This is a genomic window from Immundisolibacter sp. (assembly GCF_041601295.1).
Lineage (GTDB): Bacteria > Pseudomonadota > Gammaproteobacteria > Immundisolibacterales > Immundisolibacteraceae > Immundisolibacter.
The window spans coordinates 1-16,353 of the sequence record NZ_JBFIII010000072.1; the positions used below are offsets into that span (position 1 = coordinate 1).

30 protein-coding genes and 1 pseudogene are annotated in these 16,353 nt (G+C 61.7%); 1 reads left to right on the forward strand and 30 read right to left on the reverse strand.

Translation table 11 applies throughout. The annotated features are described in order from the left end of the window. Positions 1-790: 790 nt before the first annotated feature. Positions 791-1,216: a universal stress protein gene (locus ABZF37_RS10140; protein WP_372719503.1), complete on the reverse strand. Its 426-nt coding sequence runs from the start codon at positions 1,214-1,216 to the stop codon at positions 791-793. 3 nt (positions 1,217-1,219) lie between these two features. Beyond that, positions 1,220-1,954 (reverse strand): TerC family protein, encoded by a 735-nt coding sequence (locus ABZF37_RS10145; protein WP_372719505.1) that lies wholly within the window; start codon positions 1,952-1,954, stop codon positions 1,220-1,222. Between the two features lie 117 nt (positions 1,955-2,071). On the opposite strand from ABZF37_RS10145, the gene ABZF37_RS10150 reads away from it, so the two are divergent. Then, a complete protein-coding gene (locus ABZF37_RS10150) occupies positions 2,072-3,037 on the forward strand; it encodes a dihydrodipicolinate synthase family protein (RefSeq protein WP_372719507.1) in 966 nt (321 codons plus the stop codon). Between the two features lie 195 nt (positions 3,038-3,232). On the opposite strand, the gene rplQ is transcribed toward ABZF37_RS10150, so the two are convergent. The 28 genes and pseudogenes from rplQ to tuf form a co-directional block, all read right to left on the reverse strand. Further along, positions 3,233-3,616 carry a 50S ribosomal protein L17 gene (rplQ, locus tag ABZF37_RS10155; RefSeq protein ID WP_372719509.1) on the reverse strand — a complete coding sequence of 128 codons (384 nt, stop codon included), beginning with the start codon at positions 3,614-3,616 and terminating at the stop codon, positions 3,233-3,235. Positions 3,617-3,654: 38 nt separating this feature from the next. Beyond that, positions 3,655-4,656, reverse strand: coding sequence for a DNA-directed RNA polymerase subunit alpha (gene rpoA / locus ABZF37_RS10160; protein ID WP_372719511.1), 1,002 nt, complete (start codon positions 4,654-4,656; stop codon positions 3,655-3,657). A 179-nt stretch (positions 4,657-4,835) separates the two neighbouring features. Further along, positions 4,836-5,228: a 30S ribosomal protein S11 gene (gene rpsK, locus ABZF37_RS10165; protein ID WP_372719513.1), complete on the reverse strand. Its 393-nt coding sequence runs from the start codon at positions 5,226-5,228 to the stop codon at positions 4,836-4,838. An 18-nt stretch (positions 5,229-5,246) separates the two neighbouring features. Continuing rightward, positions 5,247-5,603, reverse strand: a complete 357-nt coding sequence (gene rpsM / locus ABZF37_RS10170) for a 30S ribosomal protein S13 (protein WP_372719515.1) — start codon at positions 5,601-5,603, stop codon at positions 5,247-5,249. A gap of 41 nt (positions 5,604-5,644) precedes the next feature. Then, on the reverse strand, positions 5,645-5,758 hold the full coding sequence (gene rpmJ / locus ABZF37_RS10175) for a 50S ribosomal protein L36 (RefSeq protein WP_372719517.1): 114 nt from the start codon (positions 5,756-5,758) through the stop codon (positions 5,645-5,647). A 15-nt stretch (positions 5,759-5,773) separates the two neighbouring features. Then, complete coding sequence (secY, locus tag ABZF37_RS10180) at positions 5,774-7,135, reverse strand: preprotein translocase subunit SecY (protein WP_372719519.1); 1,362 nt, start codon at positions 7,133-7,135, stop codon at positions 5,774-5,776. Continuing rightward, entirely contained in the window at positions 7,135-7,572 is a 438-nt protein-coding gene (gene rplO, locus ABZF37_RS10185) for a 50S ribosomal protein L15 (protein WP_372719521.1), read from the reverse strand. Before rplO ends, secY begins: the two co-directional genes overlap by 1 nt. Then, on the reverse strand, positions 7,572-7,766 hold the full coding sequence (gene rpmD / locus ABZF37_RS10190; RefSeq protein ID WP_372719523.1) for a 50S ribosomal protein L30: 195 nt from the start codon (positions 7,764-7,766) through the stop codon (positions 7,572-7,574). The genes rplO and rpmD overlap by 1 nt, the downstream gene beginning before the upstream one ends. After that, positions 7,763-8,263 carry a 30S ribosomal protein S5 gene (rpsE, locus tag ABZF37_RS10195; RefSeq protein ID WP_372719525.1) on the reverse strand — a complete coding sequence of 167 codons (501 nt, stop codon included), beginning with the start codon at positions 8,261-8,263 and terminating at the stop codon, positions 7,763-7,765. The genes rpmD and rpsE overlap by 4 nt, the downstream gene beginning before the upstream one ends. A 9-nt stretch (positions 8,264-8,272) precedes the next feature. Next, positions 8,273-8,629, reverse strand: a complete 357-nt coding sequence (gene rplR, locus ABZF37_RS10200; protein WP_372719527.1) for a 50S ribosomal protein L18 — start codon at positions 8,627-8,629, stop codon at positions 8,273-8,275. Positions 8,630-8,651: 22 nt separating this feature from the next. Continuing rightward, positions 8,652-9,188: a 50S ribosomal protein L6 gene (gene rplF / locus ABZF37_RS10205; protein ID WP_372719529.1), complete on the reverse strand. Its 537-nt coding sequence runs from the start codon at positions 9,186-9,188 to the stop codon at positions 8,652-8,654. Positions 9,189-9,200: 12 nt separating this feature from the next. Further along, positions 9,201-9,596, reverse strand: a complete 396-nt coding sequence (rpsH, locus tag ABZF37_RS10210) for a 30S ribosomal protein S8 (protein ID WP_372719531.1) — start codon at positions 9,594-9,596, stop codon at positions 9,201-9,203. Between the two features lie 15 nt (positions 9,597-9,611). Further along, positions 9,612-9,917: a 30S ribosomal protein S14 gene (gene rpsN, locus ABZF37_RS10215; RefSeq protein WP_372719533.1), complete on the reverse strand. Its 306-nt coding sequence runs from the start codon at positions 9,915-9,917 to the stop codon at positions 9,612-9,614. A 10-nt stretch (positions 9,918-9,927) separates the two neighbouring features. Then, positions 9,928-10,467, reverse strand: coding sequence for a 50S ribosomal protein L5 (gene rplE / locus ABZF37_RS10220; protein ID WP_372719535.1), 540 nt, complete (start codon positions 10,465-10,467; stop codon positions 9,928-9,930). A gap of 15 nt (positions 10,468-10,482) precedes the next feature. Next, positions 10,483-10,797: a 50S ribosomal protein L24 gene (gene rplX, locus ABZF37_RS10225; RefSeq protein ID WP_372719537.1), complete on the reverse strand. Its 315-nt coding sequence runs from the start codon at positions 10,795-10,797 to the stop codon at positions 10,483-10,485. Between the two features lie 9 nt (positions 10,798-10,806). Further along, positions 10,807-11,175, reverse strand: a complete 369-nt coding sequence (rplN, locus tag ABZF37_RS10230; RefSeq protein ID WP_372719539.1) for a 50S ribosomal protein L14 — start codon at positions 11,173-11,175, stop codon at positions 10,807-10,809. 23 nt (positions 11,176-11,198) lie between these two features. Next, entirely contained in the window at positions 11,199-11,462 is a 264-nt protein-coding gene (rpsQ, locus tag ABZF37_RS10235) for a 30S ribosomal protein S17 (RefSeq protein WP_372719541.1), read from the reverse strand. Next, the gene (rpmC, locus tag ABZF37_RS10240) at positions 11,459-11,644 is read right to left on the reverse strand and encodes a 50S ribosomal protein L29 (RefSeq protein ID WP_372719543.1); all 186 of its coding nucleotides are present in this window, start codon (positions 11,642-11,644) and stop codon (positions 11,459-11,461) included. Before rpmC ends, rpsQ begins: the two co-directional genes overlap by 4 nt. An 11-nt stretch (positions 11,645-11,655) precedes the next feature. Beyond that, on the reverse strand, positions 11,656-12,072 hold the full coding sequence (rplP, locus tag ABZF37_RS10245) for a 50S ribosomal protein L16 (RefSeq protein ID WP_372719545.1): 417 nt from the start codon (positions 12,070-12,072) through the stop codon (positions 11,656-11,658). A gap of 16 nt (positions 12,073-12,088) precedes the next feature. Beyond that, positions 12,089-12,754: a 30S ribosomal protein S3 gene (gene rpsC, locus ABZF37_RS10250; RefSeq protein ID WP_372719547.1), complete on the reverse strand. Its 666-nt coding sequence runs from the start codon at positions 12,752-12,754 to the stop codon at positions 12,089-12,091. 9 nt (positions 12,755-12,763) lie between these two features. Beyond that, positions 12,764-13,111: a 50S ribosomal protein L22 gene (gene rplV / locus ABZF37_RS10255; protein WP_372719561.1), complete on the reverse strand. Its 348-nt coding sequence runs from the start codon at positions 13,109-13,111 to the stop codon at positions 12,764-12,766. Positions 13,112-13,118: 7 nt separating this feature from the next. After that, on the reverse strand, positions 13,119-13,391 hold the full coding sequence (rpsS, locus tag ABZF37_RS10260; protein ID WP_372719549.1) for a 30S ribosomal protein S19: 273 nt from the start codon (positions 13,389-13,391) through the stop codon (positions 13,119-13,121). Between the two features lie 21 nt (positions 13,392-13,412). Then, positions 13,413-14,240, reverse strand: coding sequence for a 50S ribosomal protein L2 (gene rplB, locus ABZF37_RS10265; RefSeq protein WP_372719551.1), 828 nt, complete (start codon positions 14,238-14,240; stop codon positions 13,413-13,415). Positions 14,241-14,270: 30 nt separating this feature from the next. After that, positions 14,271-14,555, reverse strand: a complete 285-nt coding sequence (gene rplW, locus ABZF37_RS10270; RefSeq protein WP_372719553.1) for a 50S ribosomal protein L23 — start codon at positions 14,553-14,555, stop codon at positions 14,271-14,273. Continuing rightward, entirely contained in the window at positions 14,552-15,172 is a 621-nt protein-coding gene (gene rplD / locus ABZF37_RS10275; protein ID WP_372719555.1) for a 50S ribosomal protein L4, read from the reverse strand. The genes rplW and rplD overlap by 4 nt, the downstream gene beginning before the upstream one ends. A 1-nt stretch (position 15,173) precedes the next feature. Then, on the reverse strand, positions 15,174-15,827 hold the full coding sequence (gene rplC / locus ABZF37_RS10280) for a 50S ribosomal protein L3 (RefSeq protein WP_372719557.1): 654 nt from the start codon (positions 15,825-15,827) through the stop codon (positions 15,174-15,176). A gap of 68 nt (positions 15,828-15,895) precedes the next feature. Continuing rightward, positions 15,896-16,207: a 30S ribosomal protein S10 gene (gene rpsJ, locus ABZF37_RS10285; RefSeq protein WP_372719559.1), complete on the reverse strand. Its 312-nt coding sequence runs from the start codon at positions 16,205-16,207 to the stop codon at positions 15,896-15,898. 5 nt (positions 16,208-16,212) lie between these two features. Then, positions 16,213-16,353, reverse strand: a pseudogene (gene tuf, locus ABZF37_RS10290) (elongation factor Tu); the annotation flags it as partial.

A 16,353-nucleotide genomic window follows, 5' to 3' on the forward strand; every position in this document is an offset into this window, starting at 1 on the left:
CCTTGACCGCCATGCCGGCGTCGGCTTCACGCAGGAAGCCAATGATCTGCTCTTCGGAAAACCGCTTCTTCACGTCCAATCTCCTGGTCAGGTGGGATTGGACTCCAAATCGCCGTGCTACTCAAAACCGGGGGGACGTCGTATCGACATCAATGGCGCAAGCTGAAGGGAGGCCGGCGACTATTTTTCAGGCTTGTAATGACCAGCGGGCGGCGCTGGGCATTCGTCAACCACACTCAATACACGTAGCTGGTCGCTCGCCGGGTGAAGCCAGGACACTGCACCCGTGAGAACCTCCGATCCCTGGGCACGCGGGACTCCCCCTGGTTAAGCACGGCTGAGGTAGATCAGCAGTTGCTTGGCACCTGGCCGCCAGCCCACAAGGAGCTGAACAGCAACCTGGCCGGAGCGCGGATTGGGTGGCGTATGCGCTAGGCTGGGCAGTCACCCGCCGTCGGCATCACACTCCGCAGAAGGCTATGTGGGGGGAGCCCGCGCTCTACTGGAGGACGCTGGTGCCTGATCCTTGGTTCCTGGTCGGTTGTGCTGCAGCGCACAAACACTTGTGCCGAGACGCGGGGGCTGCGACTCCGATTCTCGGGGGATAACGGTTACGACGTCGGCCGGCCGCAGGTCGTGACTTGCAGCGGCGTCCCGCTGGCGACGTTGGGGTTTGGTGCGGACGAAAGCACTTTGCACACAGGAATCGCTTCCCGGCTCATCCCTGCCGGCTCCGCTCGATCAAACGCAACAAGGGCATCTCGCGACGACCTGCGTTCGGGGCAGTCGCCTACTTCACCAGCAGTACCGGCAGGGCAGTCAGATGCAGCACCTCACTGGTCACCGAGCCCAACAGCGCGCCCTTGACGCCGCCCAGGCCGCGCGTACCCATCACAATCTGGTCACAGCCATGGCAGACGGCGAACTCGGCGATGGTTTGCGCCACCTGGCCCACCACCACGTGCGTATCCGCTGTCAGTTTGGCTGCCGCAAGCACCCCCGTGGCCGGTTCCAGGGCCGCCTGCGCTTCGTCTCGGTAATAGGCGTCCAACGCCTCCTTGCTCAAAAAACGTCGCACCAGACCGGAGGCGACCGGCGGCTGCACAGTGAGCAGCACCACCTCAAGGGGCTGGGCCAGGCGCGCGGCTGAAGCCGCCACCTCATTAGCGGCGCGCAGCGCGTGCTCGGAACCGTCAACCGCCAGCAGGATTTTCATATCTCAATGCTCTCGGGGTACATCGGGTGGCGACAACGGAACTTCATGTAGCGGCCCTCCTGGCACGCGCCTGGCCAGCAGCTTGCCAATTGCCACCACCAGCAGGGCGCCCAGCATCGGCGCCAGCCAGTGTATGGCCGGCAGGTGCGCGCCCAGCCAGTCGCTCACGTAGGGATCGGCAACCATCATCTGAGCTGCAACGTAGCCCAGCAGCGCAGCGCCCGCGGTAACGATCACCGGGTAGCGGTCCATAACCCGCAGGAGCACGGCACTGCTGAAAATAATCAGCGGGATGCTGATGGCAAGCCCCAGAACCAACAGCAGCGCGCTGCCCTTGGCGGCGGCGGCGATACCCACGACGTTGTCCAGACTCATTGCCACATCCGCCACCAGGATGGTGCGCACCGCGCCGCCAAGCGACGTGGTGACCATGCCGCCGTGGCCGTACTCGCCGGCCTGCGGACGCAGCAGGCCAACACCGATCCACAGCAGCAGGATGCCGCCCGCGAGCTTCAGGCCCGGATAGCTGAGGAGCGCAGCCGCCAACAGAGCCAGCAGCACGCGCATGGCGATGGCCGCACCGGTACCCAACAGTACCGCCTTGCGACGCTGTGCCGGCGGCAAGCCGCGGGATGCCAGGGCGATCACCACGGCGTTGTCGCCCGACAGGACAATGTCGATGCCAATGATTTGCAGTAACGCCAGCCAGAAGTCAGCGCCGGTGGGCAGGTCGTGCATGTCGGATGGTGGTTTGAGAAAAAGCGATTCTAACCGGCGAGGGAGTGTATCTTTTACCGACCCGCCGAGCCGCTGGCTCAAGGACGGCAGCAAAAGCACCCACCCGGAGGAAACACCATGCCCGCATTTACTCGCAGCGAAGCCAAACCCTGGGCCAAGGCCCACGTACGCGACTTTTACGCGGCACCGATCACGCCGCTGACCAAGGATTTCGAACTCGACGAGGCTGGTATTCGCGAGAATATCGAGGCCTACATTGACTGGGGCGTCAACGGCCTGGTGGTCGGCGGCTTTGCCAACGAGACCTGGAACATGCGCCCGGAATGGTGGTATCGCCTGCACGAGATCACCGCTGATGCGGTCAAAGGCCGCACGGATCTTTGGACCATCATCCTGGACCCCTGCGCCGAGGTCTGCCTGGACAAGCTCAAGCATGTCGAGAAGCTTGGCTTCTCCGGCGCCGAGTTGATGAACCCGATGACCCAGCTGCGCGGCGACGACGAGATCTACAACTTCTTCAAGTACATCACCGACCGCAGCGACATGGGCATCTGCCTGTACCGTACGCCGGTATCCGGCAAGGTGATGGGTCTGGAACTGCTAAAGCGCCTGGTCGATATCGAAACCGTGGTCTGCACCAAGCAGGGCAACCTGAACCGCGGCGAATCGCTGCTGCTGCGGCGCGAGCTGCGCGACGACTTCATCGTGTCGGACCCGACCGAGCACTTTTATCTGGACGACCTGCGCGAGGGTGGCCAGGTGCTGTTCGCCGAGTTCTCGTACCTGATTTACGGCCGCAAGCGCTCGGTGCTGCGCTCGTACGTGGACAAGGCGCGCGCCGGCAACTGGGAGGGGGCATACAGCGACTGGAAGAGCCTGCGCCCGATCTGGCACCTGTATGAGGACGAGTTCATGAACCCTCTGATCCGTACCGCCTCATACGCGTCCCTGATGTCCGTGATCAAGATCTGGTGCGAGACGCTCGGCCTTAAAACCGGCCCCATGAAGCCACCGGTGCAGCACTTGGCCCCGCACGACCGCGAGCGCCTGGTAGGCAAGATCAAGGACTTGGGACTGGTGTGACCGCCGGCCGGCGACTTCGCTTGTTGACAGCCATCACCTGACGCAGCGACCAGCTGAGGTGCACGGCGTGGAACATGCGCTACGCCGTGTACCTCTCTGCCTTTAGCGCCGGAGCAAGCCGGCCAACGCCTGCCCCGGTATGGGGACATAAAAAAGCCGGGACATACCCGGCTTTTTTATGCTGGATCCGCGCGCTCAATCAGCAGCAACCTGCTCCCTGGCGGGCCGATCCACCAATTCCACGTACGCCATGGGCGCCACGTCGCCGGTGCGAAAGCCGCACTTCAGAATACGCAAATACCCGCCGGGGCGGCTGGCGTAACGCGGGCCGATCTCCCCGAACAGCTTGGTCACTGCATCCCTGTCGCGCAGGCGGGCGAAAACGAGGCGCCGGTTTGCCAGGGTGTCGACTTTCGAGCGGGTAATCAGCGGCTCGATCACCCGCCGCAGCTCCTTGGCCTTGGGCAAGGTGGTCCGGATCAATTCCTCCCGCACCAGCGCGGTGGTCATGTTCTTGAACATTGCCAGCCGATGGCTGCTGTTGCGGCCCAGCTTACGGCCGGCTTTTCTGTGTCGCATGTCTGAAAGACCTCTTGGCGATTACGTTTAATGGTCCGTCAGGACGCCATCTCGGTTGGCGTTGGCAAGTCCGCCGGCGGCCAGTTCTCAAGCCGCATCCCCAACGACAAACCGTGCCGGGCGAGGGTTTCCTTGATCTCGTTGAGAGATTTCTTGCCCAGGTTCGGTGTACGCAGCAAATCCGCCTCGACCCGCTGAATCAGGTCACCAATGAAATGTATGTTCTCGGCTTTGAGGCAATTGGCCGAGCGTACCGTCAATTCAAGGTCCTCGACCGGGCGCACCAGAATCGGGTCAATGTCGCCAACCGCCTCACGGTCACGGCCGAGCAGCGCGCCGCCCTGCAAATCGACAAATACGGCGAGCTGCTCGTAAAGAATAGTGGCCGAGCGACGAATGGCTTCCTCCGGATCAATGGTACCGTTTGACTCGATATCGATCACCAGTTTGTCCAGATCGGTGCGTTGCTCTACGCGAGCCGCCTCAACGCTGTAGCTCACCTGACGTACCGGGCTGTACAAGGCATCCAGCCGCAGGCTGCCGATGGACGGCAGTTCGTCGCCGTCGTCCGCTACGACAGCGGGCTCGTAACCACGCCCGACCCTCACCGTCAGCGTCATCTCAAGCTTGCCTGCCTTGGTCAGGGTGGCCAGATACAAGTCCTTATTCACCACTTCCACATCGTGGCTGACTTCGATATCCGCGGCCGTGACCACGCAAGGGCCCTTCTTGGACAGACGCACGGTTGCCTCATCGCGACCCTCCAGGCGCACCGCCACGCCCTTGAGGTTCAGCAGCAGTTCAATCACGTCCTCCTGCATGCCTTCCAGCGTGGTGAACTCGTGCAAGGCGCCGTCGATCTGCACCTCGGTGATCGCCGCGCCGGGCAGGGACGACAACATCACCCGCCGCAGGGCGTTGCCCAGAGTGTGACCAAAACCCCGTTCCAGCGGTTCCAGCGTTACTTTGGAGCGCACTGGCGAAAGTCGCTCGACTTTAACGAGCTTGGGCTTTAGAAATTCATATACGGATGACTGCATGGTTAAACACGCTCGCTGCGTTGACTATCTTATAAAACTGGCTTGCTGAAACAGCCTCTCTTGACTCACCCCGGTTTCAACTCCATCGCACCCTCGGCGCGACTGGGCCACTGGCAGCAACGCGACCGGTGCGGCGTTGCCCTATCCTGCAAGACTTGCCGTGTGACGGCTTGCCGTACTCAGACGCGGCGCTTCTTCGGTGGCCGACAACCGTTATGCGGCATCGGCGTCACGTCGGTGATGCTCAGGATCTTGAAGCCACCGGAATTCAAGGAGCGCACGGCGGAGTCACGACCCGGCCCAGGACCGTTCACCACCACATCCAGGCTCTTGACGCCAAATTCCTGTGCCTTGGTGCCGGCACGGTCGGCGGCCACCTGGGCCGCGAATGGCGTGCTTTTGCGCGAGCCCTTGAAGCCGCAGGAGCCAGCCGTGGCCCACGCCAGGGCGTTGCCCTGGCGGTCCGTGATCGTCACGATGGTGTTGTTGAAAGAGGCGTGCACATGCGCGACTCCCTCGGACACGTTCTTCTTTACGCGCTTGCGCGTTTTCGTACTGTTAGGCTTGGCCATGGGCGATCCTGCTTGCGATTACTTGCGAATGGGCTTGCGCGGTCCCTTGCGGGTGCGAGCATTGGTGCGGGTGCGCTGACCGCGCACCGGCAAGCCGCGTCGATGCCGCAGCCCCCGATAAGTGCCAAGGTCCATCAGGCGCTTGATGTTCATCTGCAGCTCGCGCCGCAGGTCTCCCTCGACCGTGAGCTTGCCGATCTCGCGACGCAGTGCCTCGATCTGAGTCTCATCCAGATCACGGATGCGCCGCGCGGGCTCGATTTCAGCCGCCACGCAGATCTCCAGCGCCCGGGTCGCCCCGATGCCGTAGATCGAACGCAACGCGATCCGCGTGTGCTTATTGTCCGGAATATTTATGCCAGCGATACGAGCCATTCACCAAACTCCAAAATCCGTCTGCGGGTACATCAGCACCCTCAGCCCTGCCGTTGCTTATGCCGGGCCTCGACGCAAATCACTCGAACCACGCCCTTGCGCCGAATGATCTTGCAATTGCGGCACAGCCTTTTTACCGATGCGCGTACTTTCACTTTCGTGACTCCAAACTAGCGGGCACCGAACAAACCGCCGGTGCCTCCACCCTTGAGGTTGGCCTTTTTCAGCAGGCCCTCGTACTGGTGACTCATAACGTGGGTTTGCACCTGCGCCATGAAGTCCATGATCGTTATCACTACGATCAGCAACGAAGTGCCGCCAAAGTAAAACGGCACGTGCCAGTACACAATCAAAAACTCCGGAAGCAAACAGACCAGCGCGATATAGGCGGCGCCTGCCACTGTCAAGCGAGAGACCACGTTGTCTATGTAACGCGCGGTCTGTTCCCCTGGCCGAATGCCCGGCAAGAACGCCCCTGAGCGCTTCAGGTTGTCCGCCGTATCCTTGGGGTTGAACACCACAGCGGTGTAAAAAAAACAGAAAAACACAATACTGGCCGCATAAGCCACCACATACAAAGGCTGACCCGGCGACAAGGCCGTGGTGATATGGCGCAACCACGACCAGGCTCCGCCACTGCTGCCAGCCCAGCTGGCCAGGGTCGACGGAAACAGCAAGATGCTGGAAGCGAAAATCGCCGGAATCACGCCCGCCATATTGATCTTCAGCGGCAAATGGCTGGTCTGCGCGCCATAAGTGCGCCCGCCCTGTTGGCGCTGTGCGTAATTCACGGTAATACGCCGTTGCCCGCGCTCGACGAACACCACGAACGCCGTCACCGCCACAACCACCACGAGCAACAACAGCACCACCGCGCCGCCCAGCTCGCCCGTACTCACCAATTCCAGGGTGCCGGCAAAGGCACTGGGCAATCCGACAACGATACCAGCAAAAATGATCAGTGAAATGCCGTTACCAATGCCGCGCTCGGTCACCTGTTCACCCAGCCACAACAAAAACATGCTACCCGCAACCAGAGTGCTGATAGTAATCAGGCGAAACGCCATGCCGGGGTCAATCACCACCGACATACCGTTCGCGCTCTGACTCTCCAGCGCGATAGCGATACCGAGCCCCTGGAAAGTCGCCAGTACAACGGTGCCATAACGCGTGTATTGCGTCAGTTTACGCCGACCCGCGGCGCCTTCCTTTTTTAACTCTTCCAGTTTCGGCATCACGCTGCTGAGCAGCTGCACGATGATCGACGCCGAGATATAGGGCATCACCCCCAGGGCAAAGATCGAAAACCGCTCCAGGGCGCCGCCCGAGAACATATTGAACATATCGAATACAGTGCCGCGCTGCGCGTCGAACATGGCCGCCAGCGCTTGCGGGTTGATGCCTGGCACAGGCACGTGCGCACCCAGCCTGAACACCACCAGGGCACCCAGGACAAAGAACAGCCGCCGCCGCAACTCGGCGAACTTGCCGAGGCCGCCTAGCGCAGCCGGGTTAACGCCGCGCGTGGCCATCAGGCTTCTTCAATGCTCCCGCCGGCCTGCTCAATGCACAACCGCGCGCCGGCGGTAACCGATACGCCCTTCAGCCGCACAGCCCCTTCTACGTCGCCAGACAGAATGACCTTGGCCCGCTTGGTGCGCGCCGGAACAATGCCGGCGAGTTTCAGCGCGTCAAGATCTATGACCTCGGCCTGCACCAGTCGTAGCTCGGACAGCCGGACTTCGGCGCTGTCACGGGCCTTGGCGGAGTTGAATCCGCGTTTGGGCAAGCGCCGCTGCAAAGGCATCTGGCCGCCTTCAAAACCCAGGCGGTGATACCCGCCCGAGCGCGCGTGCTGGCCCTTGTGGCCTCGGCCAGCCGTCTTGCCAAGGCCGGAACCTATGCCACGACCCACACGTCGACGTACGGTACGGGAGCCATCGGCCGGACTCAAAGTGTCGAGACGCATCAGACTTCCTCCACCTTGAGCAAATATGCGACCTTGTTGATCATGCCGCGTACCGCGGGCGTGTCTTCAAGCTCTGCCTGGCTGCCGATGCGACGCAGGCCGAGCCCGGCGACGCAGGCCTCGTGCACCCGGCCGCGGCCGGAGCGGCTGCGCACCAAGGTCACCCTGACTTTCTTGCCGTCTGGGGTACTCATGCCAGCAGCTCTTCCACGCTCAGCCCACGGCGCATGGCGATGGCGTCCGGCGATTCCATGCCGGTCAGCCCCATCACGGTCGCCATCACGACGTTGACCGGATTGGTGGTGCCGATGCATTTGGCCAGCACATCGCGCACACCGAGGGCTTCGAAAACCGCGCGCATGGCGCCACCGGCGATGATGCCCGTGCCTTCCGACGCAGGCTGCATGTAAACCCTGGCCGCACCGTGAGTGGCCATGATTGCGTAGTACAGCGTCCCGCCATTCAACGGCACCCGGACCATATTGCGCCGGGCCGCTTCCATGCCTTTCTGGATGGCGACGGGCACCTCGCGTGCCTTGCCCTGTCCGAAGCCCACCCGACCGTCGCCATCGCCGACCACGGTCAACGCGGCGAAGCCAAACTGGCGCCCACCCTTGACCACTTTGGCCACGCGACGGACGTTGATGAGCTTCTGGATATCATTTGTTTCGTATGTTTCTGGACGGGCCATGGTTAGCTCCTAGAACTCGAGGCCGGCTTCGCGGGCGGCGTCCGCTAAGGCTTTAACCCGACCGTGATACATAAACCCGCTGCGATCAAAGGCGACTTTCACCACCCCGGCCAGCCGTGCGCGCTCGGCAATCACACGCCCGATAAGGCGCGCCGCTTCAACATTGCCGGCATAGCCAGCAAGCTGCCCACGCAAATCCTTCTCCAGCGTGCTGGCCGCGGCCAGTACCTTGCCCCCGCTGGCATCTATCACCTGCGCATAGGTGTGTTGCGGCGTGCGGTGTACGCACAGCCGTGTCGCGCCCAGCTTTCGAATTTGTGCCCGCGTCGCGCGACCGCGCCGCTGACGTTTCAGTTTCTTTTCCATACCCGCCACCTGCAGCTACCGATTACTTCTTCTTCTTGGTCTCTTTACGGACCACGACTTCATCGGAATAACGAATTCCCTTACCCTTGTACGGCTCCGGCGGACGCACTGAGCGGATGTTGGCCGCCAACTGGCCGACCCGCTGCCGATCGGACCCGCGAACCACAATCTGGGTCTGCGTCGGCGTTTCCACCTGTAGACCTTCGGGTACCGCCATTTCCACCGGGTGCGAATAACCGACCGCGATGCTCAGCATGGGCCCCTTCATCTGCGCCCGGTAACCGACACCGACCAAATCCAGCGTGCGCGCAAAACCCTCGCTGCAGCCCTTGACCATGTTGCTGATCAAAGCGCGCGCGGTGCCGGCCTGCGCCCATGCACCCGTCGACTCCTCACGGGCCGCGACATTCACCACACCATCGGTGGCGCTGACTTCAACGTCGTGATGCAAGGCCTGGGTCAGGGTTCCCTTGGGACCCTTGACTTGCACGCTGGCATCCGACACCGCCACTTCCACGCCTTTAGGCAACGGAATGGGGCTTTTTGCAACTCTAGACATGATCGTTATCCGTCAGGCAACCAGGCACAACACTTCACCGCCCACACCAGCGCGGCGCGCTGCCCGGTCGGACATCACACCCTGGGCCGTTGACACGATGGCCACGCCGTAACCGCCCAGGACGCGGGGCAATTCATCCTTGCCGCGATACATGCGAAGCCCCGGGCGGCTCGCCCGGCGCAGGCTTTGAATCGCCGGTTTGCCCTCGGCGTATTTCAGAGTAATCGTCAAAATCGGCCGCCCGTCACGCTCGGTCACGGCGAAATCACTGATGTAGCCTTCCGCCTTGAACACCGCCGCCAGCGACAGCTTCAGCTTCGAGGAGGGCATTGCAACTTCGGCATGACGCCGCTGCAGCGCATTTCGTACCCGCGTCAGCATGTCGGCGATTGGATCCATGATGGTCATACGCGTGCTTCCACCTTACCAGCTGGCCTTGACCATGCCCGGCACATCGCCGCGCATGGAGGCTTCGCGCAACTTGCTGCGCGCCAAGCCAAACTTACGATAAACACCATGCGCCCGACCGGTCGCCTGACAGCGACTGACCAGCCGCACCGTGCTTGAGTCCCGGGGCAGCTTTTGCAGCGCCATCTGCGCGGCCATGCGCTCGTCCTCGGACAGCTTGATGTTCGAGGCGGCAGTCTTGAGCACCGCCCGCCGCGCTGCGTATTTACGCACCAGCAAGGCCCGTTTTTCATTGCGATTGATCACGGAAGTCTTTGCCACGCTTACGCCCTCAGGCTCGGAACGGAAAATTGAACGCTGCCAGCAATGCCCGGCCATGCTCGTCATTCAGTGCGGTGGTGCCGATCGAAACGTCGAGCCCACGCACTTTGTCGATCTTGTCGTAGTCGATCTCGGGAAAGATGATCTGCTCGGTCAAGCCAACGCTGTAGTTGCCGCGTCCATCGAATCCACGCGGCGACAGGCCGCGAAAATCGCGAATACGCGGCGCCGCGATACTGATAAAACGATCCAGGAACTCATACATGCGTTGGCGGCGCAGGGTCACCTTGCAACCGATGGGCATGCCCTCGCGAATCTTGAAACTCGCGACCGCCCTGCGAGCCCGGGTCGTCAACGGCTTCTGGCCGGTGATCAAAGTCATATCCGCGAGCGCCGCGTCCAGGGCCTTTTTGTCCGCTGCTGCTTCGCCAACACCCATGTTGAGGGTGATTTTGACCAAGCGCGGTACCGACATGATGTTGTCGATCCCCAGTTCTGCCTGCAATCGGGGCACAACCACTTCTTTGTAATGCTGTTCCAGCCTGTTCATGTGCCTTGACCGACCTCAGTCGATCACCTCGCCGTTGGATTTGGTAAAGCGCACCTTGCGCCCGTCTTCCAGCACCCGGAACCCGATACGGTCGGCACGTTCCGTGGCCTTGTTGTAATAGGCGACGTTGGACACCTGCAACGGCATTTCCCTCTCCAGAATGCCCCCAGGCTGACCTTGCGTCGGGTTTGGCTTGACGTGCTTCTTGACCACGTTAATGCCTTCGACCACCAATTTCTCGGCCCCAGCCATGCGCACCACCTGGCCGCGCTTGCCCTTGTCGCGACCGGTGATCACGATGACTTCGTCACCCCGTTTAATCTTGCGCATCGTCCGCCCTCACAGCACTTCCGGTGCCAGGGACACCAGACGCATGAACTGCTCGGTGCGCAGTTCGCGCGTCACCGGCCCAAAAATACGGGTGCCAATCGGCGCGCCCTGGTTATTGAGCAACACCACGGCGTTGCTATCGAAGCGAATCTTCGATCCATCGCTGCGGCGCACCCCGCTGACCGTACGCACCACCACGGCCCGGTACACCTCACCTTTCTTCACCCGGCCACGCGGGATAGCGTCCTTGATGCTGACGCGAATAACATCGCCAACATTGGCGTAGCGGCGCTTGGAGCCCCCAAGCACCTTGATGCACATCACGCGCCGGGCGCCACTGTTATCCGCCACATCAAGGTGGCTTTGCATCTGGATCATGACAATGTCTCTTTACTGGGTGCTCAGCCGGCCACGCGCTCGATCACCTCGACCAGACGCCAGGTCTTGGTCTTGGAAATCGGACGGCACTCCTCGATTCGCACCAGATCACCGATGCGTCCCTCGTCGGAGGCATCGTGCGCATGGAACCTGCTCGAGCGGCGAACGTACTTTTTATAGATCGGATGTTGCTCACGCGTCTCCACCAGCACGCTGATGGATTTTTGCATCTTGTCGCTCACCACCCGGCCGACCACCGTGCGACGGATATCCTGCTTTTCACTCATGCGCTTGCCCGCGAAGCCTGTTCGTTAAGAATCGTCATAACGCGCGCTACCTCGCGCCGCAAGGCGCGAAACCGCGATGCGTTGGCCAGTTGCCCGGTGGCCCGCTGAACGCGCAGGTTCAGGTGCTCACGATGCAACTCGGTCAGCTTCTGGTTCAGTTCCACCGCGGTTTTACCGCGCATCTCTGCCACGTTCACGCTGCCAGCCCTCGTTTAACAAAGGTGGTACGTACCGACAGCTTGGCTGCCGCCAGGGCCAGCGCCTCACGGGCGACCGTCTCGTCCACACCTTCCATTTCGTACAACACCTTACCGGGCTTCACTTCGGCGACCCAATACTCGACCGCGCCCTTCCCCTTGCCCATGCGCACTTCCAGGGGTTTCTTGGAAATTGGCTTGTCCGGGAAGATGCGAATCCATATCTTGCCGCCACGACGAACGTGACGGCTGATAGCGCGCCGCGCCGCCTCAATCTGACGGGCGGTAATGCGCCCGCGCGTGATTGCCTTCAGTCCGAACTCGCCAAAGCTCACGCTATTGCCAACCAGGGCCAAACCCCGGTTGCGGCCTTTGAATTGTTTGCGGAATTTAGTCCGCTTAGGTTGCAACATGCTGCGCCCCGCTACGTCAGACGGCTGGCGCGTTGGCGGCGGCGCCTTCGGCTGCCTCCGCCCCGTCGCCCTTATAAATCCACACCTTCACGCCGATGATGCCGTAGGTGGTCTTGGCTTCCGCGGTGCCGTAATCAATGTTCGCGCGAAAGGTATGCAGTGGTACCCGGCCTTCCCGGTACCACTCGCTGCGCGCGATTTCGGCGCCATTCAAACGGCCCCCGACGTTGATTCGGATCCCCTGGGCATGCAAACGCATGGCATTGGTTACCGCCCGGCGCATGGCGCGCCGGAACATGATCCGCCGCTCGAGCTGCTGGGCCACGCTCTCGGCTACCAGATAGGCATCCAGTTCCGGGCGGCGAATCTCTTCCACACTGATGTGGACCGGAATACCCATACGCTCACCGACCAGCTTGCGCAGCTTCTCGATGTCGTCACCTTTCTTACCGATGACAATGCCCGGACGCGCCGTGTGGATGACCACGCGGGCGTTTTGCGCCGGCCGCTCAATGTCGATACGACTGACCGAGGCGTGCGCCAGCTGCTTGCGCAGCAGTGCCCTCACCGCCAGATCCGTGTTCAGATTGGCAGCGTACGCGCGCCCCTGCGCGTACCAGCGCGAGGTGTGATCCTTGACTATCCCCAGCCGTATGCCGGTGGGGTGAACTTTCTGACCCATGTGCGCCCCTTAGCCCTTGGCCTTTTTCTGGTCGCTGACGACGACCTTGATGTGACAGGTTCGTTTGGTGATGCGGTTACCCCGCCCGCGTGCACGGGCATGGAAGCGCTTCAACGACGGCCCCTCGTCCACGCACACGGCTGCGATACGCAGCTCATCCACGTCGGCACCGTCATTGTGCTCGGCGTTCGCGATCGCTGATTCGACCACTTTTTTTACCAGATGCGCTGCTTTCTTGGTGCTGAACCTGAGCAGTTGCAGCGCCTTGTCAACAGGCAATCCGCGTACCTGATCGGCAACCAAACGACTCTTCTGGGCCGAAATGTGGGCATTTCGCATCAATGCAAAAGTTTCCATACTCGCCTCAGCGCGTCTTGCGGTCAGCGACATGCCCGCGGTAAGTCCGCGTTGGCACGAACTCGCCAAGCTTGTGCCCGACCATGTTCTCGTTGACCAAAACCGGCACGTGCTGCCGGCCGTTATGCACGGCAATGGTCAACCCGACCATGTCGGGCAGCACGGTAGAGCGGCGCGACCAGGTCTTGATCGGCTTGCGCGTACCGGTGGCTACTGTCTGCTCGACCTTGTGCAACAAATGCAGGTCGATGAACGGTCCTTTCTTTACGGATCTGGGCACGAGGATGGCTCCGTACTTGCCTTATTTGGCGCTGCGCCGGCGCACGATCTGACTGGTCGTGCGTTTGTTCTTGCGGGTCTTGTGACCCTTGGTCGGCACACCCCAGGGGGTGACCGGATGGCGGCCACCCGAGGTGCGGCCCTCGCCGCCACCGTGTGGGTGATCGACCGGATTCATGGCGACGCCGCGTACCGTCGGACGCACGCCACGCCAACGCGCGGCGCCTGCCTTGCCGAGCGAGCGCAGCGAATGCTCGGCATTGCCAACTTCACCCAGCGTGGCCCGGCAATTGGCCGCCACGCGGCGAATCTCGCCCGATTTCAGACGTAGCGTGACCTGATCGCCCTCACGCGCCAGGAACTGCACCGAGGTACCGGCGCTGCGCGCAATCTGGGCGCCCTTGCCCGCCTTGAGTTCCACGCAATGCACTGTGCTACCGACCGGAACGCTGCTCAACGGCAAGGTATTACCCGGTTCGATGGGTGCCTGTGGCCCGGACATCAGCCGATTGCCAGCGACCACGCCTTTGGGCGCGATGATGTAACGCCGTTCACCGTCGGCGTAGAGCAACAGGGCCAGGTGGGCGCTGCGATTGGGGTCGTACTCCAGGCGCTCGACACGGGCCGGAATGCCGTCCTTGTCGCGCCGGAAGTCAATCACCCGGTAATTCTGCTTGTGGCCTCCGCCCTGGTGCCGGGTGGTGATACGACCAGTGTTATTACGTCCGCCGGTACGCTGCTTGGCAACCACCAGCGGCGCATACGGAGCACCCTTGTGCAGGCCTTCGGTCACCACGCTCACCACGAAGCGGCGGCCCGGGGAAGTCGGCTTTTTCTTGACTAATGCCATGATACGTTTTCCAGCCTTCCTAAGTCGCCGTCAAGCCGCGCCGGTGAAGTCGATGTCGTGACCCGGGGCGAGCGTGACGTAGCTCTTCTTCCAATCCTGGCGCCGGCCCTGGCGCTTTGGCTTGCCCTTGACACGCAAGGTGCGCACCGCTTCGACCTTCACCGAAAAGGCGTGCTCAACCGCAGCCTTGATTTCATCCTTGCTGGCGTCAAGCGCCACCCGAAACACTATCTGGCGGTGTTTTTCCGCCATCTGCGTGCTCTTTTCAGAAATGTGCGGCGCACGAATGATGCTGAACAGTCTTGCTTCGTTCACTGCAACCACTCCTGCACTGCACGCACCGCGTCGGGGGTCAACACCACGCGCTCGGCCCAGATCAAAGCCAAGGGATTCAGGTCCTGTACTTCACAGGCCTCGACACCCACCAGGTTGCGCGAGGCCAGGGCGAGTTCTGCGCTCAGCTCGTCGACCACCAGCAACAGATTGCCGGCCGGAATTTCGAGCTCGGCCAGGCGTCCAACAAGTGCCCGCGTCTTGGGAGCTTCCAGTGGGAAACCATCGACCAGTTGCAGGCGACCCAGCCGCAGCAGTTCCGAGAAAATGCTGCGCATGCCGACGCGATACATCTTCTTGTTGAGCTTTTGCGAGTAGTTCTCGCCGCCACCCGGGAATATCTTGCCACCACCGCGCCACAGGGGGCTGCGGATACTGCCGGCGCGAGCCCGACCACTGCCCTTTTGCTTCCACGGTTTGCGGCCGCCACCGCGCACTTCGCTGCGGGTTTTCTGTTTGGCGTCAGCCTGGCGGCCGTTGGCCATGAAAGCCACCACCAACTGATGTACCAAGCCTTCGTTGTACGGACGGTCAAACACTTCGTCGGCAAGCGTGACGCTGCTGGCGGTGCCGTCCACTGCGGTCACTGGTAATTCCATCTCACGCACCCCCGCGCCGGCCAGTCGCGGTCGCGCGCACGATCACTTCACCACCTTCAGCGCCCGGTACAGCACCTTTAACCAGCAAAAGACCGCGCTCGACGTCAACCCGGATAACTTCAAGGTTGCGTTGCGTGCGCTGCACATTGCCCATTTGCCCGGCCATCTTCTTGCCCGGAAACACGCGACCGGGGGTCTGGTTCTGGCCAATGGAACCGGGCGCACGGTGCGACAGGGAATTGCCGTGCGTAGCGTCACCACCGCGAAAGCCCCAGCGCCGCACGGTGCCCGAAAAGCCCTGGCCACGGGTAACGCCGGTCACGTTCACTTTCTGGCCGACTTCGAACTGATCGGCGGTCAGCGTCGTGCCGACCGTGAATTCATCACCTTCGCCTTCTGGCAGACGCAACTCATTCAGGCTACTGCCTGGCTCAACGCCTGCCTTGGCGTAGTGCCCGGTCAGTGACTTGTTGACCAATGCCACACGCTTGCTGCCACGGGCAACCTGCACTGCGCGATAGCCGTCTACCTCGCCACTGCGCACCTGCACCACGCGATTACCGGACACGTCAATCACGGTCACCGGTACGCCGGCGCCGTCTGGCGTGAAAATTCGTGTCATGCCGCATTTGCGGCCTACCAAACCAATGGCCATGCCTGGTTTCCTTGCCTGTTAGCTAAATCCGCTGATTCACCGCGCGAATCACAGCGCGGTGTGCGCCATCAGCTCAACTTGATATGTACGTCCACGCCAGCGGCGAGGTCGAGGTTCATCAGCGCGTCAACGGTCTTTTCGGTCGGATCGATGATGTCCATCAACCGCTTATGGGTGCGAATCTCGAACTGATCACGCGAATCCTTGTCCTTGTGCGGCGAGCGCAGCAGGGTGAATCGCTCAATTTTCACCGGCAACGGGATCGGCCCGTGTACCCGTGAGCCAGTGCGTTTTGCGGTATTCACGATCTCGCGCGCCGATTTGTCGATCAACTGGTGCGAGAAGGATTTCAAACGAATACGAATCTTTTGGCCGGCCATGACGGTTACTCAATCACCTTGACGACGACACCGGCGCCCACGGTACGGCCACCTTCGCGGATCGCAAACCGCAGGCCGTCATCCATCGCAATCGGCGTGATCAGCGACACCTGCAGGTTCACATTGTCCCCCGGCATCACCATCTC